General features: G+C 46.9%; 28 protein-coding genes. 22 read left to right on the top strand and 6 right to left on the bottom strand.

All coding sequences use genetic code 11. The features are described 5' to 3' along the window. The first annotated feature begins 74 nt into the window (after nt 1-74). Complete coding sequence (locus G590_RS21815) at nt 75-1,391, top strand: NUDIX domain-containing protein (protein WP_081641025.1); 1,317 nt, start codon at nt 75-77, stop codon at nt 1,389-1,391. Here the strand turns inward: G590_RS21815 and G590_RS0108280 are convergent. Beyond that, complete coding sequence (locus G590_RS0108280) at nt 1,381-2,364, bottom strand: hypothetical protein (protein ID WP_022765203.1); 984 nt, start codon at nt 2,362-2,364, stop codon at nt 1,381-1,383. The genes G590_RS21815 and G590_RS0108280 overlap by 11 nt on opposite strands. A gap of 724 nt (nt 2,365-3,088) precedes the next feature. On the opposite strand from G590_RS0108280, the gene G590_RS0108275 reads away from it, so the two are divergent. The 12 genes from G590_RS0108275 to G590_RS18830 all read left to right on the top strand — a co-directional run bounded on the left by G590_RS0108275 (nt 3,089) and on the right by G590_RS18830 (nt 12,637). After that, the gene (locus G590_RS0108275; protein WP_022765202.1) at nt 3,089-4,687 is read left to right on the top strand and encodes a hypothetical protein; all 1,599 of its coding nucleotides are present in this window, start codon (nt 3,089-3,091) and stop codon (nt 4,685-4,687) included. A gap of 15 nt (nt 4,688-4,702) precedes the next feature. Next, the gene (locus G590_RS0108270; RefSeq protein WP_022765201.1) at nt 4,703-6,562 is read left to right on the top strand and encodes a C-type lectin domain-containing protein; all 1,860 of its coding nucleotides are present in this window, start codon (nt 4,703-4,705) and stop codon (nt 6,560-6,562) included. Between the two features lie 129 nt (nt 6,563-6,691). Further along, entirely contained in the window at nt 6,692-7,507 is an 816-nt protein-coding gene (locus tag G590_RS20530) for a helix-turn-helix domain-containing protein (protein WP_022765200.1), read from the top strand. A 29-nt stretch (nt 7,508-7,536) separates the two neighbouring features. Then, nucleotides 7,537-7,770: a hypothetical protein gene (locus tag G590_RS0108260; protein WP_026494025.1), complete on the top strand. Its 234-nt coding sequence runs from the start codon at nt 7,537-7,539 to the stop codon at nt 7,768-7,770. Further along, nucleotides 7,767-8,063 carry an HNH endonuclease gene (locus tag G590_RS18835; protein ID WP_022765198.1) on the top strand — a complete coding sequence of 99 codons (297 nt, stop codon included), beginning with the start codon at nt 7,767-7,769 and terminating at the stop codon, nt 8,061-8,063. Before G590_RS0108260 ends, G590_RS18835 begins: the two co-directional genes overlap by 4 nt. Beyond that, nucleotides 8,060-8,467 carry a (deoxy)nucleoside triphosphate pyrophosphohydrolase gene (locus tag G590_RS0108250; RefSeq protein ID WP_022765197.1) on the top strand — a complete coding sequence of 136 codons (408 nt, stop codon included), beginning with the start codon at nt 8,060-8,062 and terminating at the stop codon, nt 8,465-8,467. Before G590_RS18835 ends, G590_RS0108250 begins: the two co-directional genes overlap by 4 nt. A 59-nt stretch (nt 8,468-8,526) precedes the next feature. Continuing rightward, a complete protein-coding gene (locus tag G590_RS0108245; RefSeq protein WP_022765196.1) occupies nt 8,527-9,072 on the top strand; it encodes a prolyl-tRNA synthetase associated domain-containing protein in 546 nt (181 codons plus the stop codon). Between the two features lie 3 nt (nt 9,073-9,075). Next, complete coding sequence (locus G590_RS0108240) at nt 9,076-9,360, top strand: hypothetical protein (protein ID WP_022765195.1); 285 nt, start codon at nt 9,076-9,078, stop codon at nt 9,358-9,360. A 2-nt stretch (nt 9,361-9,362) separates the two neighbouring features. Further along, nucleotides 9,363-9,977 carry an SOS response-associated peptidase gene (locus tag G590_RS0108235; RefSeq protein WP_022765194.1) on the top strand — a complete coding sequence of 205 codons (615 nt, stop codon included), beginning with the start codon at nt 9,363-9,365 and terminating at the stop codon, nt 9,975-9,977. 131 nt (nt 9,978-10,108) lie between these two features. Then, complete coding sequence (locus G590_RS0108230) at nt 10,109-10,336, top strand: FeoA family protein (protein WP_022765193.1); 228 nt, start codon at nt 10,109-10,111, stop codon at nt 10,334-10,336. After that, nucleotides 10,333-12,351 carry a ferrous iron transport protein B gene (gene feoB, locus G590_RS0108225; protein WP_022765192.1) on the top strand — a complete coding sequence of 673 codons (2,019 nt, stop codon included), beginning with the start codon at nt 10,333-10,335 and terminating at the stop codon, nt 12,349-12,351. The genes G590_RS0108230 and feoB overlap by 4 nt, the downstream gene beginning before the upstream one ends. A 19-nt stretch (nt 12,352-12,370) precedes the next feature. Beyond that, a complete protein-coding gene (locus tag G590_RS18830; RefSeq protein WP_022765191.1) occupies nt 12,371-12,637 on the top strand; it encodes a hypothetical protein in 267 nt (88 codons plus the stop codon). Here G590_RS18830 and G590_RS0108215 read toward each other — a convergent pair. Together G590_RS0108215 and G590_RS0108210 are read right to left on the bottom strand one after the other, a co-directional pair. Continuing rightward, nucleotides 12,626-14,701 carry a heavy metal translocating P-type ATPase gene (locus tag G590_RS0108215; RefSeq protein ID WP_022765190.1) on the bottom strand — a complete coding sequence of 692 codons (2,076 nt, stop codon included), beginning with the start codon at nt 14,699-14,701 and terminating at the stop codon, nt 12,626-12,628. The two genes, G590_RS18830 and G590_RS0108215, sit on opposite strands and share 12 nt — an antisense overlap. A 24-nt stretch (nt 14,702-14,725) precedes the next feature. Continuing rightward, nucleotides 14,726-15,013, bottom strand: a complete 288-nt coding sequence (locus G590_RS0108210; RefSeq protein ID WP_026494024.1) for a DUF6110 family protein — start codon at nt 15,011-15,013, stop codon at nt 14,726-14,728. Between the two features lie 238 nt (nt 15,014-15,251). Here G590_RS0108210 and G590_RS0108205 point away from each other — a divergent pair, with 238 nt between their 5' ends. The 3 genes from G590_RS0108205 (at nt 15,252) to G590_RS0108195 (ending at nt 17,532) form a co-directional block, all read left to right on the top strand. Next, nucleotides 15,252-15,623 (top strand): heavy-metal-associated domain-containing protein, encoded by a 372-nt coding sequence (locus G590_RS0108205; protein WP_022765188.1) that lies wholly within the window; start codon nt 15,252-15,254, stop codon nt 15,621-15,623. After that, nucleotides 15,610-16,557 carry a helix-turn-helix domain-containing protein gene (locus tag G590_RS0108200; protein ID WP_022765187.1) on the top strand — a complete coding sequence of 316 codons (948 nt, stop codon included), beginning with the start codon at nt 15,610-15,612 and terminating at the stop codon, nt 16,555-16,557. The genes G590_RS0108205 and G590_RS0108200 overlap by 14 nt, the downstream gene beginning before the upstream one ends. A 156-nt stretch (nt 16,558-16,713) precedes the next feature. Further along, nucleotides 16,714-17,532, top strand: coding sequence for an MBL fold metallo-hydrolase (locus G590_RS0108195; protein WP_022765186.1), 819 nt, complete (start codon nt 16,714-16,716; stop codon nt 17,530-17,532). 5 nt (nt 17,533-17,537) lie between these two features. Here the strand turns inward: G590_RS0108195 and G590_RS0108190 are convergent, their stop codons facing one another. Together G590_RS0108190 and G590_RS0108185 are read right to left on the bottom strand one after the other, a co-directional pair. Beyond that, entirely contained in the window at nt 17,538-17,780 is a 243-nt protein-coding gene (locus G590_RS0108190) for a Fur family transcriptional regulator (RefSeq protein WP_022765185.1), read from the bottom strand. Nucleotides 17,781-17,792: 12 nt separating this feature from the next. Beyond that, the gene (locus G590_RS0108185) at nt 17,793-18,368 is read right to left on the bottom strand and encodes a DUF3793 family protein (RefSeq protein ID WP_022765184.1); all 576 of its coding nucleotides are present in this window, start codon (nt 18,366-18,368) and stop codon (nt 17,793-17,795) included. A 108-nt stretch (nt 18,369-18,476) separates the two neighbouring features. Here G590_RS0108185 and G590_RS0108180 point away from each other — a divergent pair, with 108 nt between their 5' ends. Both G590_RS0108180 and G590_RS0108175 read left to right on the top strand, forming a co-directional pair. Further along, complete coding sequence (locus G590_RS0108180; RefSeq protein ID WP_022765183.1) at nt 18,477-19,184, top strand: ABC transporter ATP-binding protein; 708 nt, start codon at nt 18,477-18,479, stop codon at nt 19,182-19,184. 12 nt (nt 19,185-19,196) lie between these two features. Further along, complete coding sequence (locus G590_RS0108175; RefSeq protein ID WP_022765182.1) at nt 19,197-21,887, top strand: FtsX-like permease family protein; 2,691 nt, start codon at nt 19,197-19,199, stop codon at nt 21,885-21,887. Between the two features lie 106 nt (nt 21,888-21,993). Here G590_RS0108175 and G590_RS0108170 read toward each other — a convergent pair whose 3' ends face one another. Then, nucleotides 21,994-22,416, bottom strand: a complete 423-nt coding sequence (locus G590_RS0108170; protein ID WP_022765181.1) for a flavodoxin — start codon at nt 22,414-22,416, stop codon at nt 21,994-21,996. A gap of 161 nt (nt 22,417-22,577) precedes the next feature. Between G590_RS0108170 and G590_RS0108165 the strand changes: the two genes are divergently transcribed. The 4 genes from G590_RS0108165 to G590_RS0108150 all read left to right on the top strand — a co-directional run bounded on the left by G590_RS0108165 (nt 22,578) and on the right by G590_RS0108150 (nt 25,931). Then, the gene (locus G590_RS0108165) at nt 22,578-23,270 is read left to right on the top strand and encodes a YczE/YyaS/YitT family protein (protein ID WP_022765180.1); all 693 of its coding nucleotides are present in this window, start codon (nt 22,578-22,580) and stop codon (nt 23,268-23,270) included. Between the two features lie 89 nt (nt 23,271-23,359). Next, a complete protein-coding gene (locus G590_RS0108160; protein ID WP_022765179.1) occupies nt 23,360-24,331 on the top strand; it encodes a hypothetical protein in 972 nt (323 codons plus the stop codon). A gap of 91 nt (nt 24,332-24,422) precedes the next feature. After that, nucleotides 24,423-25,262 (top strand): putative ABC transporter permease, encoded by an 840-nt coding sequence (locus tag G590_RS18825; RefSeq protein WP_022765178.1) that lies wholly within the window; start codon nt 24,423-24,425, stop codon nt 25,260-25,262. Between the two features lie 18 nt (nt 25,263-25,280). Then, complete coding sequence (locus tag G590_RS0108150) at nt 25,281-25,931, top strand: esterase (RefSeq protein ID WP_022765177.1); 651 nt, start codon at nt 25,281-25,283, stop codon at nt 25,929-25,931. The last annotated feature ends 5 nt before the right edge of the window (nt 25,932-25,936 follow it).

Genomic DNA, 25,936 nt, shown 5'->3' with positions numbered 1-25,936 from the left:
GGCTCATTTCATGAAGAATTCCTGTTGTAAGACCGCTGTCATGGTGTAGAATAGTGGTTGAACCGGAGGATGACATGGAAGAAATATTTGATATAACCGATGATAACGGAGTTCCCACAGGAGAGACTGTGACAAGATCGAAGGCTCACGCCGAGGGAATTCCGCACAGAACTGCACATGTTTGGATCGTTAGAAAAGAGGGGGATTCCTATCAGGTACTGCTTCAGAAGAGAAGCGCTGAGAAAGAGTCTTTTCCCGGTATGTATGACACTTCGTCGGCCGGGCATATCCAGGCGGGGGACGAGCCCCTGGAATCCGCGCAGCGAGAGCTGTATGAGGAGCTTGGCATTAAGGCAGGAGACGGTGATCTGACATTTGCAGGAACATTTCATATAAAGTATGCGATGTCATTTCATGGGAAGTTATTTAACGACAATGAAGTGGCATTTGTTTATGTCTACGAAAAGCCCGTGGACGCTGAGAGCCTCACGCTTCAGGAAGAAGAGGTTGATGGTGTTAAGTGGTTTGACCTTGATGAAGTTATAAGGGGTTGTGAGCACCGCGACGGGACATTCTGCGTGCCCACGGAAGGGCTGGAGATCGTACTTAAATATCTGGGGCTTGATAAGAAATATGATGTCGACAGACAAAGGGTAAAAGAGCAGTTCGCTGCCTATACAAGAAACTATGATCCGTCGGATCCCAAGATTGCGCTTAAGATCGCGCACACCTACAGGGTTGCCGATCACTGCGAGCAGATCGCAAGATCTATCGGCCTTTCCGACGATGACGTTGAGTTTGCCTGGCTTTCGGGAATGCTTCATGATATCGGAAGATTTGAGCAGGTGAAGAGATACAGCACGTTCATTGATTCCGAGTCCGTTGATCACGCTGAGTTCGGGGCAGATCTTCTTTTCGGAAAAGACAATTTGATTTTGAGTTACGTTGACGACAGATCCAGGGATAAAGAGCTCGAGACCGTGATAAGACAGCACAACAAGTACAGGATTGATGAAGCTGTATCGGGACAGACCCTTGTCTTTTGCAATATTCTCCGTGACGCGGATAAGGTCGATATCCTTCGGGTAAACGTAGAGACCCCGATGGAGGAGATCTACAATGTTACCGAAGAAGTCCTGTTTACATCCGGGGTCTCTGAAAAAGTCATGCAGCAGGTGAGAGAACATCACGCCGTAAACCGCGATGTTATGGTATCTCCCGCCGAGCATCTGATCGGGCATATTGCCCTTGTTTTTGAACTGGTTTATCCAAAGAGCCGGGAGCTTGCCCGTTCGCAGGGATATCTTGATAAGATGTTCGAATTCCCCACCAGGAACGAGAGCACCAAAAGAGCTCTTGAGGAAACCAGAAAGGAGCTATTTAATACTTGAATGTGAATTCGTAGGTTTCGTCAGTGGTTACGATCGCTCCGTCAGACACTGATGCATAGAAGGATGCGCCAAGTGCGAAGCAGTCGATTCTTCCCTCTACTGTTCCGTCATCGCTTGTGAAGGTGATAAACGAAGACTCGGGTGCATCTTCCTGTGAGCCCCAACCGCGGAGATCCTTGTCACCGTCTAAGTGAATGCGGATATTGTAGGATCCGCTCTCCATGCCCTCTGTGATGATGAGGTAGGTGTCAGATGCATAGTCACCGTAGTATCCGCAAGGTGTGTTATCAGGGAATGAGAAAGCTACATCTTTTCTGATATCTGCGAGAGTACTTGCAAGGACATAGGCTTCTCTTTTAAAGAGCATAGCTTCGTTGTAGGAGTGCATTGTCGGATAGATGCTGCCTCCTTCGTACACATATGTCATTTTCTCTGACATGGAAGGCACGTATTTAAGCCAGTTCTCATACTCGGAATGAAGGCTGTCGTAGTTGCCGCCGTCCTCTTCTTTTAATCTGTCCAGGAGACTGGTCACTTCATCTTCCCATACTACTGTTCCCCACTGGCAAAGGCAGTTCATCGCTGTCTGGTCCGGGGCGTTTGCTGTTAAGTCAGCATATTTGTCATAAAGTTTGTTTACGGCTGCGAGCTCGTCTGAAAGAGAATCTTGTGCAAGTGCTGCTACTTCTGATTTGATCTGCTCTGTGTAATCATCTGTGTCTGCTGCTGATTCGTCAGCGGTGCTGTCGGCTGCATTTTCTGAATTGTTATCTGCGGCGTTTGCATCAGCGTTTTCATTGCCGCTTTCTGCTGCATTTTCGCCTGCACCGTCACCGGATTCTGCATTTGCTCCTGTGTTCTGATCGACTTTCTCAAATACGCTGCTGTTATCTGCCGGTACAGATGCATCTTTGCCACATCCGCTCATAACAAATGCTGTGGCAATCAGCGCCAGTATTATCTTGTTTTTCACAATTTTTTCCTCCTCGCATTAATTTCTTTTGCAAAACTCATGCTTAAAAAAGGGTAGCACTTATAAGGACATTGCGCAAATTTGAGTCATTGGGGACGTTTCAGTTTGACTCACGCGGATTTTATGGCAGGGAGGGGATTTCTTGGCCTGTAGACAGGTAAAAAGCTTGTACAAAACCTTTTTCCTGGCCTCAATTTATGGCAGGGAGGGCTTTTATAGGCTCTTAGACAGGTAAAAGCTTGCACAAAATCTTTTTCCAGGCCTTAATTTATGGCAGGGAGGGCCTTTATCGGCTCATAGACAGGTAAAAAGCTTGTGTGCAATGAGTCAAAGTGAAACGTCCCCGGTGACTCTATTGCCACAGATTCTGTCCGGGAGTAAGGCGCTGAACATGAAAAAGTCATGTCCCGAAGGCAGAAATATGGGATATTGCCACAGATATCAGCCGGGAGTAGAGCACTGAGCATGAAAAAGTCATGTCCCGGAGGCAGAAAGATGGGATATTGCCACAAATCTCATCCGGGAGTAGAGCCCTGAACATGAAAAAGTTATGTCCCGAAGGCAGAAAGATGGGATATTGCCACAGATTCTATCCGGGAGTAGGGCGCTGAACATGAAAAAGTCATGTCTCGGAGGTAGAAAGCGGGGATATTGCCACAAATTTGCCTAATTACCCGAAATGAGATTAAATGTTAGTAACCAACATAACAGGAGAAAACCCTAAATGAGCATATTTGATTTGTTTAAAAGAAAGAACAACAGCGCCGACACCGCTGATGCTACAGCAGCTACCAATACAGCAACCACCAAGTCCCTATACGACCTGATCTCCGAATCGATCGTGGACGGAGAACTTCCGCGGGACTTTTCATTGCCATCGGACAATACCAATGGTTTGATGTTTGCAGACGGCGCCATGGACGGCATCGGGATCTTCCATACGGCCGGCCAGAATGCGGATGAAAACATAAAAAACAAGATGGGAGAAGCCCTTCGTGCAGCGGCAGCAGGAGACAACAATAAGGCTGAAGCTCTTTTTACAGAGCTTGGCAAGGCTGCCAGGGCGCGCTCTGCTATTGATGATTTTCAGAAATATATCATGGAGCATAGAGAAGAGCTGGATCCGACTAATGTTTACAAGTACGCTGTGTATGCTGTCACAAGGTCTTTTGACAAAGAATGCGTCAAGTACGGCATGTCGATACTGGAACTCTTCAACACCGATACCAACGAGGAGCTGAAGAAGGTTGTTCGTACCCTGGGGCTGTCTGAGGAATTCTCGCAGTTTGCCATGTTCATCATGCTCACCTGGCAGGATGGCAACAACGAGCTGTTCAGGATGGCGCAGAAAGTCCACGGCTGGGGACGCATAGAAGCTATTGAGAAGCTTAAACCCGAGACTGAGGAGATAAAGAGATGGCTCTTACTGGACGGCGTTCACAACAACATAATCCCGGCATATTCAGCCTATGAGTGCTGGTCCAAGTCCGGTGCGGAAGAGGTGCTCAAGGCCGGCCCCACAAAAGAGGAGTTTGAGGGGATCAGGGACATTATCGAAGGCCTCCTGGACGAGGGACCCTGCGCAGGCATATCGCTTCTGGATAATGCAGAAGACATGCTGGTGCGTTTCCTTGAGCAGGCAAAAGAGCTCTCGGAGTCAGCAGGGGATTATTATGTAATAAGCAACATAAAAGCAACCTACGAAGATGATGAAAACGCAGATCCAAAGATAATGGCTATGTGCAATGAGCTTCTTGGCTCGGATAAATGCAAGGCGCTGGTTGCAGAGGCTGTAAAGCGCGGCGAATATGTTGATATGGCACAAGAGATGGGCCTTGATTACAGGGAAGATGTCTTTTGCGCGATTAAGGCAGATGTGAAGGGCCTGAGCCATTTGTGCATTTATCTGATGGGTGATCCGGAATATAGGGACAAGGTCCTGGAGCTGTTCAGAAAAGAGCTCTCCCTGCCTGACATGAAGACTGCGCCCGGCACGTCACTTGGGCTGGGACAGCAATACTGGAAACAGAGCGTGGCTGAATTTGTTTTGCAGGGGCTTAAGGCATATCCGCTGGAGGGAATTGACTTTGTCGAGACAGTCCTTCAGTCTGAACCTATCAGGTGCAGAAATATGGCGCTTAACACGCTTGAGAGTTGGGTAAAAGAGAAGAGCACTCCCCTTTCTGAGCTCCTTCCGGAGATTCATAAGCTATTGCTTACGCTTCGGGAACTCGAGCCTGATGAGAAGGTGAAAAAACGCATGGATGAACTTGTTTCAGGAAAAACAGAGTTTGAGAGGGGATTCAGGATACAGAGGAAGTGACGATCAGGAGGCGATATGAAAAACAGAACGCTGAAATGTATTTTAACCGGCATATTACTGATGACAGTTGTGGGCTGCGCAGCGAAAGCGCCGACAACTGATGCGCCTGAAAACGCAGGGGAGCAGCAGACGCAGAAAGCAGGTGATGCGGCAGCAGAGACAACGCAGGATGCAGCGGGACAGGATGCAGAAAGCGCAGATGCATCTGCTGATGCGAAGGTCGGAGGCGAGGAAGATAAGGAACTCTCCGATGAGGATTTCTACGCAGAGATCCTGGACATGGATTACTATATTCTCGCTAATCAGGAAGAGCACGAAGATTTTTATATGCCTAGAGCTATGCTTACCTATGCGTATTCTGCGGACGGATACGATAAGACAAAGGCTCTGGAATATTCCGGCTATGGCTTTGAGGATCTGGACGGCGATGGGACTAACGAGCTTATCGTCGGTAATCTCTCGGACGATCCAAATCTTGAAAAGATGATCTATGCTGTTTACACAAAGAATAACGATGTGCCATATTGCGTTCTTTCGAGCACGGATTACACCCACTACTACCTGTGCAGCGGCAAGTTTATCGGCTATGAGCAGAACGCAGGATCCAAGATGTTCAGCGAATACGGGCTGTATGAGTTTACACCCGCAAAGCCCTGGACCAAGCTTGTCACATTAGTTGAGTCTGATAAGGGCGATGACGACAGCGTTGTATGGACCAAGACAGATGTTTCGGGAAAAGAGTTTTCGATATCCGAAAATGAGGCGGAAAAGGCCATTGCCGAGTACAAAGACAGAAGAATAGCACCGGCGTTTACAGCTTTTTCTGCTTATGATCCCCAAAATCCTGAAGACTACTACGACGGCAATGCATATTCCACCTTCGGAAGCGGCTACAATTCATGGAATGAGGCTTACCTGGCTTATCTTGAGGAGAGCATGCCTGAAAATTCCACCGATATGTCTTTTGCCCTAATATATGTAGATGATGACGATGTGCCTGAACTGGTGGTGGATACAGGCTTTGAAGCCGGCGGATGCCAGATATTGTCCTTCTATGACGGCACTGTAAGAGTACTCCAGACCAGCAGGCTGTACTTTACCTATATTGAAAAGAGCGGGCTCCTGTGCAATTCAGAAGGACATATGGGCTACTATTACGACTATGTCTACAAGCTTGACAAGGGGCAGTGGAAGAACGAACTTCTCGGAGATTATTACGAGCTGGATGAAAACGCCACAGAGGATATGTACAATGAAGAGACCGGAAGGTTCAGGACGCTGCACTATACCATTGATGGCGAGGAAACTGACGAAGAGACCTATATGGTTAGGCTCAGGGAAGCCTATGACCTTGATAAGGCAAAAGAGCCTTTGAGCTACCTTCGCATTGATGATCTAAAATCATTTCTTACCACCGGAAAGTATGTTTCCGATGGGCACAGGTACGAGCTTTTTGTCGAGGACTGCACCTGGGAAGAGGCGGCCAAAAAGTGTGAGGAAAAAGGCGGATATCTTGCCTGCCTTACAACCGATGAGGAGTTTAAGATCGTGGATGATCTCATCAGATCCGAAGGCAAGGAGAACAATGTCTTTTACATAGGTGCAAACCGTGTGGATAAATTCGGCTATCATTGGACAGATCCCGATCTGACACAGACTGAGTGCACCGGTGAAGGCTATTGGAAACACTGGCTTGACGGAATGCCAAGCTATTCCGATAAGCTCCCTGACGGCACGGAAATTGATGAGGAATATGTGGAATATTTCTACAGGAAGTCCGAGGATAAATTCTATATGAACGATATTCCAAATGACGTTATCGGCTACTATCCGTCATATAAGGGATGCATGGGATATATTTGCGAGTACAATTAACTCAAGTCAGACTTGAATAAATCATTGAAACTTAAACCTCTGCTATATAGAATAGAAATAGCTAACGGAATATCATTTGGGCATAGAGATCTCTTTTAACAAAAACGTAATTGAGATTGGAGGATGCAGATGAGTATCGGTTCAAATATCAAGGCGCTCAGGGAGGACAGAAAGCTTACGCAGGAGCAGGTTGCGGAGGCACTGGGGATTTCTTTCCAGGCGGTATCTTCCTGGGAGCGGGATGAGTACAAGCCGGATACGGACAAGCTGATAAGGCTGGCAGAGGTGCTGGGCGTGTCGGTTTCGGCCCTGGTTGAGGAGAAGCAGAAAATCTTCAAGACCAAGGAAACCATCTACAACTGGAAGCACATGAAGACGTACGTCAAGACTACAGCGCACAACCTCAAGATGCCTAACACATTGAAGGCTGTGGACTTTGCGGTCAAGGCGCACGAGGGACAGAACAGAAAGCGCTCGACAACGCCTTACATATATCACCCGCTGAACCTCGCCTGCCATGCACTGTCTATGGACATTCATGAGGATGAAGTGATTGCAGCATGTCTTTTGCACGATGTGATAGAAGACTGCAAGATTGGTCTTTCGGAGCTTCCCGTGAACGACGGGACAAAAGAGCTGGTAAGGCTCCTTACCTGTGAAAAGACAAATGACGATAATCGCCACGAGATCATCAGCAAATACTACAAGCAGATCATGACCAATCCCAAGGCGACTCTTATCAAGTGCATGGATCGGTGCAACAACCTGACCACCATGTCCTGGGGGCTTTCCCGCGAGAGGATCTACAGAATGATAAAAGAGACTGAGGAGTTTTATCCCGGACTTCTGGATGTGATCAAGGAGACCACCGAGTACAACAACGCAGCGTGGCTGCTGAAGTATCAGATAGAGAGCATGCTGGATATATATAAGAGGTTGCTGTGACCGGCGTAGTAAACGAAGGGACATTGAGTATGAGTTCAATTTTGATAAAAGATACGACAAGAGAAGAAAGAGAGCGCATAGTTGCCGAGTCTATCGGTAATATCAGCGGATCCTGCGACGGATGCATGTCCGGTCTTGCTGACATGTATCAGGACTATATTGACGGCAAAAAAGAGATACGCGAGATCAACATGGAATTTAGAGCACACTACGAATCCGGAGTGGATGGGCCTGAGAAGGCAGATTGCGGATATAAGGTATGAAGGGACAAAAGCGCAAAAAAGCTGACGTAAAGAGGATCATTCTGGAAAAGACAGGTGGAGTCTGCGCCCGCTGCGGAAAGCCGATAGCGCTTGAAAAAGTGACGATCGATCATTTTGTCCCCAAATACCGCGGTGGTAGCAATGACGACAGGAACCTGCTTCCTTTGTGCAAAAACTGCAACAAACAGAAGGGCTCCCGGGTGGTTGCTATCGAAGAGTACTATCCGTTCCTGAAGAACGCATACTGTCTGGAAGCTGATGAATACAAGGCGGAGTGGAAGCAAGGAACATGAACAGGAAGACAGTTAACGTAGTCGCAGCCGTGATCTGCGACGATTACAATAAAAAGACAAAGATATTTGCAACGCAGCGAGGATACGGAGATTACAAGGACGGCTGGGAATTTCCCGGAGGCAAGATCGAGGAGGGGGAAACCCCGCAGGAGGCTCTAGCCAGGGAGATAAGAGAGGAACTGGGTGCAGAGATTGAAGTCCATGACCTCATCGATGTCATAGACTATGACTACGAGACCTTTCATCTGCACATGAACTGCTACTGGGCAACGCTGTCGGGAGGAGAACTTAAGCTCCTTGAGCATGAGGCTGCCAGGTGGCTTGGAAGAGCAGACTTTGAAAGTGTTGACTGGCTGCCGGCGGACCTTGAGCTACTTCCAAAGCTATCCGCAGCCATGCAGTAGAGTTGGAACAACGATGCAAAAAAGTTGATTTTTTTATAAATGAAGCAGAGGAGAAGACCATGGAATTAGTAGTTGGGAGACCTGAAAGTCTTGAGGGAAGGCTCGACAGGGAGATCAGAGTTTACGACATGCTGGACAAACTCGGAATTGAATACAGCAGAGTCGATCATGAAGCAGCGATGACAATGGAGGCCTGCGAGGCCATAGATGTAGCCCTGGGCACACTTATGTGCAAGAACCTCTTTTTGTGCAACAGGCAGAAGACCGCTTTTTATCTGCTTCTGATGCCCGGGGACAAGAAGTTCAAGACAAAAGAGCTTTCGAATCAGATAAACTCAGCCAGACTCTCTTTTGCGGAAGCAGAAGATATGCTGAAATATCTGGATATCGAGCCCGGTGCGGTAAGCGTGATGGGGCTTATGAATGACAAGGACCACGCCGTAAGGCTCCTTGTTGATGAGGACGTCAAGGCCGGCGAGTACATAGGATGCCATCCGTGTGTAAACACATCGAGCCTCAAGATAAAGACATCGGATATTTTCGATAAGTTTTTGCCTGCAACAGGGCATGTAGCGGAGATTGTTCACCTCGTAGGGGAGGACTGAAATATGAGTATAGCTGACAAACTGGAGATACTTCTAAGCAAAGCCAAGGCAGATGCAGAGCTGAAACAGAGGCTCCTTGATACCAGGAAGGCCGATGACCAGCTCTCGGAGTTTTGCAGGATCGCACAGGAGAACGGTGTTGACGTCTCAGTAATGGACATCGTCAACCAGGGCGAGGAGTTTTACGCCGAGATCAAGCGCAGCACCAACGGCGGTGGCGAGAACTCGCCGGACCTTGAGTTCCAGAATGATGAGTACTCGATCTTCATGATGAGACTTGGTGACTGATAATGTGCGGAAGGTACTTCTTTGGCGACAGAACTGCAGATGAGGTGGAAAAAGAGCTCGGACTTCGGCCCGGGTCTATTAGTCCGCGCCTTGGTGATGCGACTCCCGGTATGATGCTGCCCGGAATCGTCAGAAAACGCAACAACGCCGGAAACAAAGGCACGCAAAGCAGCAACGCTGGAGAGATTGACGTGCAGGACCTCTTCTGGGGCCTGACGGGCGGCGACGGCAAACTCATCATCAATGCCAGAGCTGAATCTGCAGAGGGCAAGCCCATGTTCTCCGAGAGTATCATGCGCAGAAGATGCCTTCTTCCGGCAGCAGGCTTTTATGAGTGGGACAGGGACAAGACCAGATTTGTCTTCAAAAGACCTGACGGAAAGCCCATGTATCTGGCAGGATTCTACGATCTTAGCGCCAACAAAGACTCTTTTGTCATATTAACAACTGCGGCCAACAAGTCCATGGAACCGGTCCACGATCGCATGCCCGTGATGATCGACGCAGTAAACGCACAGGACTATCTGCAGGATACCGCTTCTGCGCTGGACATGTTAAAAGAGCCAATGCCCGAGCTTGAGCGCGGCAGTGACTACGAGCAGTTGAGTCTTTTCTGAAAATCCGTTGCTAAAAGAGCTAAAAATGCTGTTTTGACATTGAAAAAACGAAGCACAGTAAATACAATCATGTGGAGGTGTTAGCAAAAGCTAACAAAAACACAAAATGCCTTTGGCAGGAGGAGAGTTGTATGTGCTTAAGTGAACTAAGACAAAACAGTGACGCGGTAGTCAAAAGCTTAAACGGTGATCAGCGCTTTATCAGCAGGATCACTTCTATCGGACTCACACCGGGATGCAGCGTGAGAGTCCTTCGGAACGACAAGAACAGACCTATGCTGGTATTTTCAAGAGATACCATGATCGCTCTCAACAGAAAAGAGTGCATGGGGATCGAGGTATCGGAGGTGACAGCATGAGTCAGGCGGTTGCTATTGCTCTTTTAGGTCAGCCCAATTCGGGCAAATCAACCATGTTTAATGCCCTTACGGGATTGCGCCAGCACGTGGGTAACTGGCCGGGCAAAACAGTAGAAAAGAAAGAAGGTTTTTTCACATATAAAGGAATGGAGTGCGCTGTGGCGGATCTTCCGGGGTCATATTCCCTCACAGCCAATTCCGACGAAGAGGTTATCACAAGGGACTTCATCGCCTCCGGAAGGGCAGATGTAGTCTGCATTCTGGCAGACAGCTCTCAGCTTGAGAGAAGTCTTTTTATGGCTGCGGACTATGCGGGTATCACAGTTCCCAGCTTTCTCGTTCTCAATATGGCAGATGTTGCCAAAGATCAGGGAAAAGAGATCAATGTAAAAGCTATTGAGAAAAAGCTTGGCATTCCGGTGCTTCTTTTCTCGGCAACAGACGCCAAAAATTATGAGCCGTACTATGAGATCATGGAGCGTGCAGTCAAGGAAAAGACTGTTTTAAGCAGCGCTGCTATCGAAGAGGAGTACAGGAAGATAGAGGGCTACGAGGAACTCAAGGCACTTATCCCCGAGAATCTCGTCCACGGTTTTTCATCGACATGGATGGCTATCAAGGCTCTGGAAAATGACAGAGTAGTCATGAAACAGCTCAAGGAAAAGCTTCCGGCTGATGTGATGAAGAAGATTGAAACCATCTGTGCCAGATCTGAAGGCGCCATAGCTACGGGCAGTGCCAAGTTCAGATGGATCGACGATGTGCTGGAGGGTTCGGTTAAGTCAAAAGAAAATCAGCTCTCCGTATCAAAACTCGACAAGATATACCTGAACAAAACCTGGGGTAAACCTGCAGTTGTTCTTACAGTTCTTTTGGGACTTATTGCATCATTCATTCCGGCTCTGCCGCTGATGTTTGTGGGTGAAGGCGTTGCAGCACTGAAAGGGCCTGTTACAGCTCTTTTGACATCAATAGGATGTCCTGAAGTCATAATCGCCGCAATTTGCACAGTCATCATTCAGTCATTCTCATATGTCTTTAAGATGCTGGGCTTTGTATTCGGAGTTACGCTTGTTTTCGGACTTTTGGAGGAAGTCGGTGTCATGGCGCGAATCTCCTATGTTTTTGACAACACAATGGGTAAGCTCGGACTTCAGGGAAAATCAGTTATGCCATTCCTTGTAAGCTTTGGATGTACCATGGGTGGTGCAGCAGGAGCGAGAGTTATCGATAACTGGGGACAGAAGGTTCTTACAATTGCGCTTGCCTGGGCAGTTCCATGTGGCGCAGCATGGTCGGTTGTTCCAATGCTCTCTGCAATGTTCTTTGGACCCGGAGCCATACTGGTTGTTGCAGTGATACTCCTTACAATGATCCTGCACATGTACCTTACTTCACTGGTATTTGGCGGCCGTCTCGTTAAAAAGTCAGAGCGCTACGGAATGATCATGGAGCTTCCGCCATATCACAAACCCAAGTGGGGAGCGCTTTTACGCTATGTATTCGGAAGATGCGTTGATACCTTCAAGAGAGTAAGCAGCGTTGTAATCCTTGTCTGCGGCCTGTTCTGGCTGCTCAGCTATTCATTCACACCGGGCAGCATTCCGATCCTTACAAGATTCGGACAGGCAATCGAGCCCGTTACCAGAGTATTTGGTCTTGGATGGCAGATGTTCATAGCATTTATTGCTTCGTCCGTCGGAAAAGAGGGAGCTATTGGTGTTATCAGTGCACTCTTTACAGGAGAGAATCTCTCGGGCGCATTCGATGCAGCTATGAGCGGCGCATCCAGAGCATCTAACCTCAGCAAGATCCTTCTTGCAAATGTATCAAAGCCTGAGGCTCTTGCTTTCATATTTGCAATAACCTTCAACATGCCTTGTGTTGTAGCTTTGGCAGCAACCTATCAGGAGACTGCTTCTGTTAAGTGGACAGCAAGGATTGCAATTTACTACACAGCGACAGCTCTTTTACTGGCTACGATCGCATATCACATTGGATTACTGATCTGGTAAATCATGAGGGTGAGCTTAAATGAAAGAACTTATTGAACTTCTCAGAGACGGCAATGCCAGGACGGTAAGGCTTCTTGCCATTGAACTCGGAACTTCTGTGGAAGATGTTAAAAGACAGGTTGAATATCTTACCAATATCGGAGTGATAAAGAAAGTAGATATGTCCTGCGGCTGCGGCGGAAACTGCGGAGGTTGTAGCAGCGATGGCTGCAACAGCTGCAGTTCCTGCCTGCCGGAGGGCGGGTTTAAGAACATGGGCGAGATGTACGAGGTATTACTCAAGTAAATCTGTCATGCTTCTTATACCCAGTGCTACCGTAGAAGTATTGTGTAAAAGAGATGTGGCTGTCGGAGTAAGGACTCCAAACATGCCAAGAAGGATCAGGAGTGAGTTAAAACCTATGATGGTCCTGTAATTGAAATCAATCCTGTCCATTAGCTTTGCACTTAATTTCTTTAAAGTTATAAGACCTGAGAGGTCTTCTGATGAAATGGTGATATCGGCGATTTCTCTCGCGATTGATGCACCGGTGCTGACAGCAATGCCGGCATCGGCCTCTGAGAGAGCGGGAGAGTCGTTTATACCATCACCAACCATTACCACTTTTCTGCCGGCTTCATGCTCGGCTTTGATGAAAGCTGCCTTGTCTTCGGGAAGTACTTCCGAGAAGTACCTTGTCACGCCTGTTTTGGCAGCTACGGATCTTGCTGTTCTTTCACTGTCGCCGGTCATCATGACCACATTTTCAAAACCGACTTCCTTGAGCTTTTGAATAACCGCAGGAGCTTCAGTCCTTATTGGATCTTCTATCAGTATCACGGCAGCCAATGTGCCGCCGATGGCCATGTACAGGTGAGAGTACTCATCGGGCAGTTTATCGAACTTATCCTGCTCCGATTCCGGAATGGTACATCCCTCATCCTCAAATATGAAATGGTGGCTGCCTATGCAGACCTTCTGACCGTCGATGGTACTGGAAATGCCGTGGGCCACGATGTAGATGGCTTTGGTGTGCTTCTCTTCGTGCGTGAGTCCCTTCTCGTCAGCAGCTTTTACAACAGCATTGGCTATCGAATGGGGGTAGTGTTCCTCGAGGCACGCTGCAAGTCTTAGCATTTCGTCTTTGTCGTTATCACCGAAAGTAACCACATCGTTAACCTTTGGATTGGCGTGGGTTAGAGTGCCGGTCTTGTCAAAGACAATTGTTGTTGCATCTGCCACAGCTTCCATGAACTTACCGCCCTTAACGGAAATCTTGTGATCACCGGCTTCTCGCATTGCTGAGAGTACAGCGATTGGCATTGAGAGTTTGAGTGCACAGCAGAAATCCACCATCAGGATTGAAGTTGCCTTTGTCGCATTCCAGGTGATAAGCCAGGTTAAAAGAGTTGCTCCGAAGGTGTAGGGAACAAGCCTGTCTGCAAGGTGTGATGCTCTTGCTTCGGTCTCTGACTTAAGCTTCTCGGATTCTTCGATCATGGCGACGATTCGATCATACCTGCCAAGTCCATGTGTCTTTTGCACGGTTATTGTGAGTTCGCCCTCTTCGACAACAGTTCCGGCGTAGACAAGTGCATCTGTGCTCTTGTGGACTGGGGCTGACTCACCGGTCATGGATGCCTGATTTACTGAGGCTTCGCCGCGCATTACAGCTCCGTCCAGAGGAATCATGCTTCCGGTGCGGACAATGATGTTGTCACCTTCCTTGACATCAGAGATATTGACCAGTACTTCCTGACCGTCATCACTGAGCATCCAGACCTTATCAACGTTGAGGGACATGGTTCTGGCAAGATCATCAACGGACTTTTTGTGCGTCCACTCCTCCATGATGTCGCCGACTTTCAGAAGGAATATAACGCTTCCGGCTGTATCATAATCACCGCGGATGAGTGAAACTGCGATGCTGGTTGCATCAAGCACCGAGACTTCGAGCTTGCCTTCCAGAAGAGTCTTTAGGCCTTTCAGAATGTACGGGATTGATTTAAACAGTACTATCGCATGTCTTACGGGAGTCGGGATGATCAGCTGTCTGATGAGCTTTTGCGCAATGTGGAAGAACATTCTGTCTTCGTATTCTATGCGAAGCTCTCTTCCTGTATGCTCCGGCACAGACACCTGCGTGTTCACAATGTCAAAGGAAGAGAAGGCTGAGAGTATATCCTCCCTGTGACTGTCATCATAGTATATGATGGCGTTTGATGTGCGTTCACTTACGCTCGCCTTTTTTACATAGTCAAAAGAGCCCAGGTAGTATTCCAGCCTGTCTGCCTCGGCCGGGGTCATGTGTGACCGGTATACATGGACTCTCATTCTGTCTTTTGATTCGTGGAGTATCTTACATTTCATATGTTGCCTCGCTCTCAGGAGCTCTTAAGCTTCTGCCTCTGCTCTTTCAAGAACAGCCTTTGCATCGGCAATTTCCTGCTCTCTTTCCTTGGCGTAGCGCTCCTCATTTATCTCTTTTGCATCGGCATTTATATCCTGGCAGTTCTCCTTAATGGTTGTATAAGTCTCCATCACTGAGTCTTTGCAGCGGTATGCGGCAGCTGTCAGATGTGTGTAGCACTTCTTGGCATCCTTGCTTCCAAGAACTTTGACGCCGGTTGTTCCGAGCAGAAATCCGCAGGCAACCTTTCCGATTGTATTCCATTTGATCATTTGTTGTTTCCTTTCCGCACGCACCTATCAACGTGCATATAAATTGGTTTTATAGGTAATTATTAATTATAAAACTTTGGATTTTTGAAAGTAATACAGTAAGAGCCTGTGAAAGTGAGAAGATTTCTCAATAAAATCAGAGGTGTTCAAAATGGGGTGCGGCTGATATAATTGTTAGAGATTGCTAACATATTGCGGTCAAATAAGCGTGGACAAAAAGTCCACAGGAGGAACTTAAATGCTTTCAAATGTAATTGTCATTGTGATACTGGCGGTGGTGATTTTTATAGCTCTTAAGGGATGCATCAAACACCTTAAGGGCGAGGGCGGTTGCTGCGGAGGCGGCGATTCCGTTAAGAAGGAACCTGATAAAAAGCTCTCCGGCCACATAATAAAAACCAGAGTCTTCAAGATAGACGGAATGCACTGTGAAAACTGCTCGAACAGAGTGAAACGCACCATAAACAGACTGGACGGAGTTTCGGCCAGGGTCAATCTTCGCAAAAAAGAGGCTGTTGTTCGTTACGAGCAGGATATAGATGATGACGTTATCACAAAAGAGATCGAGGACCTTGGATACAAGGTGACTGATTGCTATGGCAAGGTGTAAGAGCATTGAATATACCATTCCTGCTGCTGACAGCGCACAGGATGGGAAGATGAACTGGATGATCTTAAGCCAATATCTCTATGCCGGCTATGTTAATATCCGGTCGAGAGATCTGCCTCAGTGTGTCTTTGAGTCTTCCTACATACAGGGAGCTGATATTACGCCCATCAAGATAAATTACTGCTTTCGCGGCAGGTGCGAAGTGATGCTCAATAAAGGCGCGACAACGTTTGTGGTTGGGGACGAGATTGCCGTAGACTACGGGACTTCCTGTGAGGGGAGGAAGGCGTTCTTTTACCCGACATCTGAGTATGAGGGCGTTGAGCTGATTGTGATTCCTGCGAAACCCCTGGAAAAAGAGCTTTCTCCTTACGGGGGAAAAGAGCTGATCTCGGGCCTTACGGATAAATTCAGCGACAGAAGCATTCCCTTCATAACCGTATCGAACGCGCGGATCAGAAGGTGCATGGAGGATTTCAAGGACGATATTATTTCCGGAGCTGACGAGAAGCTCCTTATGAATGATGTTGTAAGGCTTTTGTTTCTGCTGAACGACCTGCCGTTTAAGGACGAAAAACGAAGAACCTTCTGCACTCCTTCTCAGGTCGATATCGCCAAAAAGACTGTGGAGATCATCACCGGAGACCTTTCGAAGAGGCACTCGGCTGAGGAACTTGCTGCCTCTTTCGGCGTCAGTGAGTCATCGCTTAAAAACTACTGCAGGGTGGTCTTTGGCAAGGGGTATCAGGATATGATATCCGAGATCAGAATGAAAAAAGCTGCAGAGCTCATCCTGAAGGGCGAAGATAGCCTAGGGGAGATAGCTGAGCAGGTGGGCTACCAGAGCCAGTCCAGATTTTCCAAAGCATTCTTTAAATATCACAAAGTCCTCCCCATGGAATATAAGAGAAGAAATTACTCCGCGATGCTCTAACCGAGAATTTTGGTCCCTGGGGACGGGGGTAGCGGTCCATTTTTTGGTCCCCAGGGACAAATAAATGGACCGCTACCCCCGTCCCCAGGGACCAAAATTCTCTGGTATAATCAGTGTATGGTTTGAAAACATCAATGAGTGAGGCAGGCAAAAGACATGACGACAAAACTTACAGTTGTAGTAGATAATATTTCAAACGAAGGCATCACCGGTGAGTGGGGACTTTGCTTGCTGGTAGAGTTCAGGGGGAAGAAGATCCTGGTGGATGCCGGAGCTTCCAAGCTGTTTCTTGGGAACATGAAAAAGCTGGGGCTTGATGTAGCTGATGTTGACTACGGCGTACTCAGTCACGCACACTATGACCACGCCAACGGAATCCCGGCTTTCTTTGAGAATAACAGTAAGGCGAAGTTTTATTTAAGGGATGGTACGGCTGCAAACTGCTATCACAAGATGAAGATTTTCAGGAAATATATCGGAATTCCCAGAAGCATGCTAAGGAAATATCCCGACAGGATAGAGATGGTTTCGGGCGACTATGAACTGATGGAAGGGGCATACCTGATCCCTCACAAGACCGCGGGGCTTTCGGAGATCGGAAAGCGCGAGCTCATGTACAGAAAAGAGAATCACCGCTGGGTTCCCGATGATTTTTCACACGAACAGAGCCTTGTCCTTGATACGGATAAGGGCCTTGTTATCATCAATTCATGCTCACATGGCGGAGCTGCCAATATTATAAATGAGGTAAAAGAGACTTTTCCTGACAAGCATGTATATGGGCTTATCGGTGGATTCCACCTGTTCAACAAATCAGGTGAAGAGATAAGAGATGTGGCCGGTAAGATAATGGACACAGGGATTGATTATGTGTGCACGGGGCACTGCACCAAGGGGCGTGCCTTCGGCATTTTGAAAGAAGAACTCGGAGATAAGATATACCAGATGAAGGTCGGTTATCAGATGGAGTTCTGATCTGTTTAGTAGTTGCCGGTAAGTGTGATCATGTCGACGTGTTTCAGGATCCCGACATCCTCAAGGAGCCTGATCATACGGTATACAGTGGCGGTGCCGACGGTGCTGTCTTTTGAAATGACTTTGTGATAGATCTCTTTGCAGGAAGCACCATCACTGCCAAGAATAATATCTATTATAAGTCTTCTTTGTTTTGTAATCCTGAATCCCTTCTCTTTTAGCAGGGAAATGACGTATTCGTTACTCATGTCAGCCTTTCTTTAAGATGCGACGCATCTGTTACAAGTAGTATTAACGATCATCTGAGATAAGTGTCTGCCTCCGGACAGGCACTTTTTATATACTTCTGTACATTTCTTGTAGCTGGAAAAGGTCTTTTCCGCCTTCTCTTTATCACCGTAGACTTTCCAGTATCCCACACATTTAACGCCTTTTCTGGTATCTTCCATGAAGCCTTTTACATCCACAGGAGGATAGCCCAGGAAAAGACCTATCTCATGAGGGAAAGTGTTCTGGCTGCATATCTGCCTGATGAGATGGACAATGTCGCTCTCAACAGATTCGCAGCTGTATCCCTTTGAGAGGAGGATATCCCTGGCTTCTTTGCAGGAAAGGTCTGCTCTTAGTTTGTCGGGTCTGTAGAGATAGATAAGGACATTTTTTTCAGAAATTTTAAGAGGAATTGCGCGCAGACCCTTGCCTGCAAAGCACTGATTAAGTTCGCGAAATTCTTCGCCTATATCGGAAATAAGACTTCTGTCTATAGTAAAGATGTTCCCTGTTTTTATCCCAGCCAGTGTGGGAGAGCAGTTCTCAACGATGATATTGTCAGGCATTTACTTGACTCCCCAAAAAATTTTTAGAACGTTAGCTATTGCTAACGCAATTATAGCGTATTATAATCCTGTTAGCAATAGGTAACTTTTGTGCTGTGAGGAGGAATTATGAGTGAACAGTTTCTGGAAATCAAAGATTTAAAAAAGAGCTTTGGCACCGGAGAGGCCAGACAGGATGTCCTTCGAGGGATGAATTTCACTGTGAAAAAAGGTGAATTCTGCGTTCTTTTAGGACCGTCCGGATCCGGAAAGTCAACGCTGCTCAACATCATCGGAGGCATTGATACACCTGATGAGGGATTTGTCAGCATAAACGGTGACAAGCTGGAAGAGATGAATGAAAAAGAGCTTACCCTGTACAGGAGAAAGCACCTGGGATATGTATTTCAGATGTACAATCTTATCCCTAATCTGAACGTCAAGGAGAATATCGAGGTCGGAGCTTATCTCTCCGACAATCCGTTGGATGTAGAGGAGGTACTGACGACACTTGGACTTCAGAAGCACAAGTACAAGTATCCCAATCAGTTATCGGGCGGACAGCAGCAGAGGGTATCGATAGGAAGAGCTGTAGTTAAAAATCCCGACATCCTTATGTGCGACGAGCCTACCGGCGCATTGGATTACAAGACATCAAAAGAAATACTGGCTCTAATTGAGGATTGTAACAACAAGTTCGGAAGCACTGTGATCATGGTGACCCACAATGAGGCAATCAGAAACATGGCGGATCATGTCATCAAGCTCAGAGATGGTGTGGTGCGCCATAATGATATTAACGAGAACAAGATCTCAGCAATGGATCTGGAATGGTAGGAGGTGGATGTTATGAAAAATCCTCTTATCAAAAGGATTCCCAGAGAGCTTAAGTCAGACTGGCACAAGTATCTCGTTATCATAGTTTTTATGGTCATCATGATCGGAGTTATCTCAGGAATGTATGTCGGACATGACAGCATGCTGGCGGCAGTTTATGCAGGAAGGCAGGATTTAAATCTTGAAGACGGAAGCTTTGAACTGTCCAAGAGGGCATCGCAGGATCTTCTTGATGGTATAAGTTCGGGTAAAAAAGCTGATGTAAGAAGCTACTACATCGACAAAGGTAACAAGGAAGCCGATAAAAAGGTGGCTGAGGCAGTCGAAGATGAGCTGAATAAGCAGGTGACTGAAAAGATCGAGGAAGCTGTCAGGGCTCAGTGTGCTGCTTTCGGAATCACGGATGAAGAGCTTATAAAGGGGCAGATCGATGCGGCTGTTGAAAGCTCTTTTGACAAAGCAATCGAAGAAGCAAAGGAGTCGGAAGAGTACAGGAAAGCCGTAGATGAGGCCTACGATGAAGCACACGAAGAAGTGGTAAAAAAGGTTGATGAGGAGTGGGATGAAGTCGCAGACAGATACAACCTTAATGATGAATTCAATCCGGTTTCGGTTAAGATATATGAGCATTTTTACAGGGAAGAATCTGAGGACAACAACGGCGACGGCACAGAGGATGCCACTGTCAGGATTTATAAGAGTGACTCTGAGATAGACAAAGCCTCTTTTAACGAAGGACGATCTCCCGAGGCGGATAATGAGATCGCCATCGACAGGATGCATGCTGACAACGTTGGAGTGGCTCTTGGCGATACTATCAGTGTTGGTGGAAAAGAGTTCAAGGTGGTTGGTCTTCTTTCATATGTCAACTATCTGACGCTCCACGAGTCCAACACGGATCTGATGTTTGATGCGTTCGGGTTTGATGTCGGTATGGTGACGCCTGAGGCATTCAGTCAACTGAAATCAAGGGTGCATTACAGCTATGCTTATAAGTATGATAAGGCGCCCGAGTCAAAGGTGGAGCAGAAAGATTACTCAGAGAATTTCATGAAGGCGCTGATCACGCAGTCGCTGGTTTATGACAATGAAATTGAGGATTATCTTCCTGAGTATATGAGGCAGGCAAGCAATTTCGCTGTGACTGATATTGAAGGGGATTCGGTTGGTGCAAGCATCCTCTGCTATATACTTATCGGTGTTATTGCATTTATTTTCGCAATCATAATCAGTAACACCATAGAAAAAGAAGCATCGGTCATCGGGACTTTGAGGGCTTCGGGCTACAGCAGGTCAGAGCTTGTGGTACATTACATGTCAATGCCGGTTGTTGTTACGCTGATCGGGGCGATTATCGGAAATGTGCTTGGGTATACGGCTTTCAGGAATCTGGCGGTCTACCTGTATTTCAACAGCTACAGCCTTCCCAAATGCCATACGATATGGAGCAGCACTGCTCTGATAAAGACCACAATAATACCGCTGCTTCTGATGTTTTTCATAAACCTTTTTGTGATCGTGAAAAAGCTTCAGCTAAGTCCTTTGAAGTTCCTGCGCCACGACCTTGTTAAGACACGAAGGACCAAGGCCATGAGGCTCCCAAGGTGGTCGTTCCTCAAAAGGTTCAGATTGAGGATTCTTTTCCAGAATATACCAAATTATCTGGTTCTGATATTCGGAGTAATCTTCATAGAACTTATGATGTGCTTTGCTTTTGGACTTCCGGATTCCCTGAATCATTACGCAAAAGAAGCTCCGGACATGATGTTTGCAGAGTATCAGTACATGCTCATGGGCAGTAAAGATGACGATGGAAATATCATAGAGACTGACGAAGAGTCTGCTGAGCGATTTAGTATGACCGAGCTCATGTATCCCAAGAAGAGCAGCACCTTCCGGGAGGGAATGGGCAGCGGCGGAGATGAGAGCGTAACAGTGTACGGAATCAGTGAGGGAAGCAAGTATATATCTCTGGGGAAAGACACTTCGAAGGATGCGCTGTATATCTCGAGTGCTTTTTCAAAGAAATTCGGAATTAAATCGGGGGATATGATCACGCTTCATGAGGAGTATGAGAATAAGTCATATGAGTTCAGTGTTTTGGGTGTGATTGACTATGATGGAGGAATTGCAGCGTTTCTTGATGCAGACAGCTTTAATAAGGCCTTTGAGAAAGACAGCGATGACTTCTCGGGGTATTTTTCAAGAAAAGAGATCACTGATATAGATGATCAGTATATTGCTACGGTAATTACTTCTGAAGATATTTTGAAGGTCACCAATCAGCTTATGCACTCCATGGGCGGATTTATGGGAGTATTCAAAAATGCTCTTATAGTACTGTCGGCTTCGCTGATATATCTTTTGGCTAAGATTATCATTGAAAGGAATGAACACTCTATCTCATTGGCCAAGATCCTGGGATTTAAGAACGGAGAGATCGGATCGCTCTACATTATCCCGACATCCATTGTAGTGGTGGTGTTTGCAGCCGTTGCCTTTGTTGTCGGATACTATCTGATGGTCTGGATATTCCATGCATTTATGCTGCAGATGGACGGCTATTTTGCTTTTTATATGAAGAGGTCATCCATGGTGCTGTCAGTTGTTTATCTGCTCATCGGATATGCATTTGTATCGCTGATCGATTTTGCGAGGATCAAGAGAATTTCACTGGATGTGGCGCTCAAGAATATAGAATAAGGAATTGTATAAAAAGAGGAGGGCCGGGTTTCTGAATGATCAGAAGCCCGGCCCTTTACATGATTTGTGCTTAAGATTTGTGCAAATCTTTGATGCCTTTTATAAGTTATGCAATTGCTCTTCCGAGAGCTGAGCAGTTCTCCAGATCATCACTAGAAGGCGCATTGTTGGCGATAACACTGTCTGTGACAAGTGTTGCGTTGTCAGACTTGCATCTGTCCTCCCAGTCGCGCATCCACTGGCCGTCTCCCCATCCGTAAGAACCGAAGAGAACAACCTTTTTTCCGGAAAGAGAACCTTCGATTGATGTGAACATCGGATCGAATTCTGTCTCCTCAAGAACTTCCGCACCCATGGCAGGGCATCCGAAAGCTATTGCATCATATCCGGAAACAAGTGATGAACTGAACTCTGATGGTGTGAACATATCAACTGAAGCTCCGCTGCTCTCAGCACCTGCCTTGACAGCTTCTGCCATTGATTGTGTGTTACCTGTACCGCTCCAATATACTACCGCTATTTTACTCATACTTTCCTCCTTTTGCTGAATGGGTTAGCATATGCTAACAATATCTTTTTAGGAGGCCACAGTCAAGGCGTTTCGTTGATAAAATATCTCAAAAGAATTAATTGTGCTATAATCAAATCCGAATTGAGCACAATATAATTTTATTTAGGAAGTCAAAAGAAATGTTTAAGAACAGTAGATTAAAAGAGAACAGAACAAGCAGAGACATTCTGCTTAATATGGTAATTGCTGCAATAAGTCTTTTTATAAACGGATTTGGGGTTTATCTTACAATCCAGGCCAATATAGGAGCCGGCCCATGGGATGTCCTGAATCTGGGACTTTCCAAGACCTTCGGCATCCTGTACGGAACAGCGTCGGTTGCGGTTTCGTATGCGATACTTGGAATTGATATTGCGTTAAAAGAGCCCATCGGAATAGCAATGTTTATCGATGCCTTCGTAGTTGGTAAGGCAGTTGATCTCTTTAACAGGATAAATCTTGTGCCTAAGTGCGACAGCCTTGTTACCGGAATCCCTGTCATGATCCTGGGACTTGTCATCATGGCTTACACTCAGTACACCTACATGAGCGCTTCTCTCGGCTGTGGCCCCAGAGATACGCTTCTTGTTGCGCTTGCAAAACGCGCCGGCAAGATACCTATCGGCGCAGTCAGCATAACACTTCTCAGCCTTGCTACCTTCATTGGCTGGCTTCTCGGCGGCCCCGTTGGCATCGGCACCCTTATCTGTGCCTTCGCCACCGGCCCCATCATGCAGATGGCCTTTACTTCCGTCAAATTCGACGCCAAGAATGTCCACCATCAGCATCTCTTTGATTCAGTCAAAGTCTTCTCCGCCCACAAAGCAGCCTGACCCATTTCAAATTTTATGCTTTTTTAATTCTTTCGGTGCAAAAAGTAATGTAACATTTTATGTGACGTTATATTTGAGGAGGAAGGATTATGAAAAAGAATGGGATTAAGATTTTTACGGTGCTTTTGATTGCGGGCGCGATAGCCGGAACGCTTATGATGGGATGCGCGGATAAGGCAGCGCAGAATGCGGCGGCAAACGATACAACAGTGGAGAGTGCATCAGCTGAGAATGCATCTTCGGCAGTTTTGGGAGTATCCAAGCAGCCGGAAGCTGAGATTCCTGCAGCGCCGTATTTTATGAAAGGCGTATATGTTAATTATGCAAAAGAAGCTGAGAATCCCGCAAAGACCTACTTCTATGTGTTCAATGACGAGACTTACGGACACACAGAGGACGGCGAACATGACGGAATAGGACTTCCTTTTGAAATAACTCAGAATGATGGATCCGCTTCGTTTACTTTCGGTGGAGCGACGGAACCTGCTGAAGTATTTACGGTTTCATCCTGCAAGGACGGCATTATAACCGGTTCTTTCGATGATGGAATAGAGCTGGTATTTGAGCTTGTAGAGGGACAGGATCCCGAGACCTTTAGCTCCGAGAACTATGTAAACGGCCCTGAGAACAGCGTGTATCATGACGCCAACGGCTGGAGTGTCAAGTATGACGCAACCAAGTTTGAGATCAACCAGAGCGGGCCTCAGGTATTTATCGTATACACAGGCGATTGTGCAGGATCAAACCTTATCACTGTTACCTATACTGTTGACAATAAGGCAGAAGCAGCGATAAAAGAGCTTGGAAAGGCCTACGGCGATAAGGCCGAGTATACAGAGTGGCCATTCCCCGGCGTAAGCGATGTTACAGGTTACAACGTTTCTGTTCCTGTAGACAAGGAAGGATCCGGATCCTATATGACAGCCTTTGCAAGGGACTACATGGATGGAGCACTGATCTTTGAAACCGACGGGCATGACGGAAATGATGAGGAGATGAACACTGAGGTTCACGCAGCCCTCACAGGTGTCCTTAATTCACTGACTTTTGACTTTGAGTAAGATCTGCAAAAGATGTCCGGGAAATCGGACATCTTTTTTTGTGCTAGAATATATTGTTGTGGTACTAAGAAATAAGAAAGGCATATGAATCATGTTAATTGCACAATACTTTGTTGAATTTATATTCTACAGTTTTTTAGGATGGGTCTGGGAATCCATCTACTGTTCGGCCAATGAGAAGAAATGGGCGGACAGGGGATTCCTCTTTGGACCGATCTGTCCGATATACGGCTCCTGCGTAGTCGGAGTTTCAATACTGTTTTCGCTTATAAAACCCCTCTCAGACCCCTCGTTTCCGATATGGGGCATATTTATCATCTGCTATATCGGCAGCGCAATTGCAGAATACGGCACATCCTGGGTCCTGGAAAAGAGATTCCACGCAAGGTGGTGGGATTACAGCAAGCTTCCGCTCAACATAAACGGAAGAATTTGTGTGCCGGTGAGCATAGCCTTTGGCCTTGCGGGAGTAGCGGTAGTCAAATTCCTGATTCCTGCGGTAGAGGGTGTACATGCTGCTGTAAACCCCATAGTCTACGAAATCCTGGCCATCGTGATAGCCATGATTTTCGGTGCAGACTTTGCCCTTACTGAAGCAAGCCTTAATGCCCTGCTCAAAGACGTTGAGAAGATGCATGAGGAGTTTAACCTGAAAGCTCAGGAGCGCTACGAGAAGGTTACGTCAGCTCCAAAGGTTATTGAGCAGAAGATCAAAGAGGAAAAAGAGCAGATGGAGGCTCGTCACGACCAGCTTGCCAAGGCCTATGCAGAAAAGCTCTCCCTCAACCAAAAGAGAATCCTTCTCGGCATACAGAAGTTTATACCAAAGCCAGGAATAGATGAGACCGACCTTGAACATATCCCGATTATGCATGCAGCAGAAGCCCTCAAAGACAGGGTCAGAGACCTCCGCAGAAAAAAGAATAATTAAAAGAAGGAGTCATTGAGAATGGAAACATTTTGTCTTGGTAATCCGGAAGCAAAAAGAGTCCTCATCCAGCCCGTTGATGAGCATGACCTGGAGTTTCTGGAGAGCGAATTCAGTTTAATAAAGACGATGACCGGCACAGATTTTTATCTTGTCGCATTGAAGGTTATCAGCTGGAATAAAGACTTATCACCCTGGAAGGCCCCGGCAGTATTCGGCAGGGAAGATTTTGGCGACGGAGCAGAGGCTTTTCTTAAAGCTCTTTTACCCATGTGTTCTGACAGGGAAAAGACATATTACATCGGCGGCTATTCACTGGCTGGGCTCTTTGCGCTGTGGGCAGCCTATCAGACAGACACATTCAGCGGAGTTGCTGCGGCATCGCCATCCATGTGGTTCCCGGATTTTACCGAATATATGCAAAAGAGCTCCATCCGTTGTGAAGCAGTCTACTTAAGCCTGGGGGATAAGGAAGCCAAAGCCAGAAACCCTGTCATGGCAACGGTTGCGGATCGCATGGCTGATGCCTGCAAAATTCTGGAAAGCGCAGGCACAAAGGTCACCTTTGAATGGAACCCGGGCAATCACTTCAGGGAAGCGGACTTAAGAACTGCCAAGGCTTTCGCCCGGCTGCTCAATGAAGATAAGAATGACACAATAAACGTAAAATAATTTTT

The organism is Butyrivibrio sp. XPD2006 (genome assembly GCF_000420865.1).
GTDB lineage: Bacteria > Bacillota > Clostridia > Lachnospirales > Lachnospiraceae > Butyrivibrio.
The sequence above is the reverse complement of the archived record's forward strand: the minus strand, read 5'-3'. Positions and strand labels throughout refer to the sequence as shown.

What these genes read in the sequence shown, in the direction of transcription:
- G590_RS21815 (WP_081641025.1), top strand. Translation starts at nt 75, where the DNA reads ATGGAAGAAATATTTGATATAACCGATGATAACGGAGTTCCCACAGGA.
- G590_RS0108275 (WP_022765202.1), top strand. Translation starts at nt 3,089, where the DNA reads ATGAGCATATTTGATTTGTTTAAAAGAAAGAACAACAGCGCCGACACC.
- G590_RS0108270 (WP_022765201.1), top strand. Translation starts at nt 4,703, where the DNA reads ATGAAAAACAGAACGCTGAAATGTATTTTAACCGGCATATTACTGATG.
- G590_RS20530 (WP_022765200.1), top strand. Translation starts at nt 6,692, where the DNA reads ATGAGTATCGGTTCAAATATCAAGGCGCTCAGGGAGGACAGAAAGCTT.
- G590_RS0108260 (WP_026494025.1), top strand. Translation starts at nt 7,537, where the DNA reads ATGAGTTCAATTTTGATAAAAGATACGACAAGAGAAGAAAGAGAGCGC.
- G590_RS18835 (WP_022765198.1), top strand. Translation starts at nt 7,767, where the DNA reads ATGAAGGGACAAAAGCGCAAAAAAGCTGACGTAAAGAGGATCATTCTG.
- G590_RS0108250 (WP_022765197.1), top strand. Translation starts at nt 8,060, where the DNA reads ATGAACAGGAAGACAGTTAACGTAGTCGCAGCCGTGATCTGCGACGAT.
- G590_RS0108245 (WP_022765196.1), top strand. Translation starts at nt 8,527, where the DNA reads ATGGAATTAGTAGTTGGGAGACCTGAAAGTCTTGAGGGAAGGCTCGAC.
- G590_RS0108240 (WP_022765195.1), top strand. Translation starts at nt 9,076, where the DNA reads ATGAGTATAGCTGACAAACTGGAGATACTTCTAAGCAAAGCCAAGGCA.
- G590_RS0108235 (WP_022765194.1), top strand. Translation starts at nt 9,363, where the DNA reads ATGTGCGGAAGGTACTTCTTTGGCGACAGAACTGCAGATGAGGTGGAA.
- G590_RS0108230 (WP_022765193.1), top strand. Translation starts at nt 10,109, where the DNA reads ATGTGCTTAAGTGAACTAAGACAAAACAGTGACGCGGTAGTCAAAAGC.
- feoB (WP_022765192.1), top strand. Translation starts at nt 10,333, where the DNA reads ATGAGTCAGGCGGTTGCTATTGCTCTTTTAGGTCAGCCCAATTCGGGC.
- G590_RS18830 (WP_022765191.1), top strand. Translation starts at nt 12,371, where the DNA reads ATGAAAGAACTTATTGAACTTCTCAGAGACGGCAATGCCAGGACGGTA.
- G590_RS0108215 (WP_022765190.1), bottom strand. Translation starts at nt 14,701, where the DNA reads ATGAAATGTAAGATACTCCACGAATCAAAAGACAGAATGAGAGTCCAT.
- G590_RS0108210 (WP_026494024.1), bottom strand. Translation starts at nt 15,013, where the DNA reads ATGATCAAATGGAATACAATCGGAAAGGTTGCCTGCGGATTTCTGCTC.
- G590_RS0108205 (WP_022765188.1), top strand. Translation starts at nt 15,252, where the DNA reads ATGCTTTCAAATGTAATTGTCATTGTGATACTGGCGGTGGTGATTTTT.
- G590_RS0108200 (WP_022765187.1), top strand. Translation starts at nt 15,610, where the DNA reads ATGGCAAGGTGTAAGAGCATTGAATATACCATTCCTGCTGCTGACAGC.
- G590_RS0108195 (WP_022765186.1), top strand. Translation starts at nt 16,714, where the DNA reads ATGACGACAAAACTTACAGTTGTAGTAGATAATATTTCAAACGAAGGC.
- G590_RS0108190 (WP_022765185.1), bottom strand. Translation starts at nt 17,780, where the DNA reads ATGAGTAACGAATACGTCATTTCCCTGCTAAAAGAGAAGGGATTCAGG.
- G590_RS0108185 (WP_022765184.1), bottom strand. Translation starts at nt 18,368, where the DNA reads ATGCCTGACAATATCATCGTTGAGAACTGCTCTCCCACACTGGCTGGG.
- G590_RS0108180 (WP_022765183.1), top strand. Translation starts at nt 18,477, where the DNA reads ATGAGTGAACAGTTTCTGGAAATCAAAGATTTAAAAAAGAGCTTTGGC.
- G590_RS0108175 (WP_022765182.1), top strand. Translation starts at nt 19,197, where the DNA reads ATGAAAAATCCTCTTATCAAAAGGATTCCCAGAGAGCTTAAGTCAGAC.
- G590_RS0108170 (WP_022765181.1), bottom strand. Translation starts at nt 22,416, where the DNA reads ATGAGTAAAATAGCGGTAGTATATTGGAGCGGTACAGGTAACACACAA.
- G590_RS0108165 (WP_022765180.1), top strand. Translation starts at nt 22,578, where the DNA reads ATGTTTAAGAACAGTAGATTAAAAGAGAACAGAACAAGCAGAGACATT.
- G590_RS0108160 (WP_022765179.1), top strand. Translation starts at nt 23,360, where the DNA reads ATGAAAAAGAATGGGATTAAGATTTTTACGGTGCTTTTGATTGCGGGC.
- G590_RS18825 (WP_022765178.1), top strand. Translation starts at nt 24,423, where the DNA reads ATGTTAATTGCACAATACTTTGTTGAATTTATATTCTACAGTTTTTTA.
- G590_RS0108150 (WP_022765177.1), top strand. Translation starts at nt 25,281, where the DNA reads ATGGAAACATTTTGTCTTGGTAATCCGGAAGCAAAAAGAGTCCTCATC.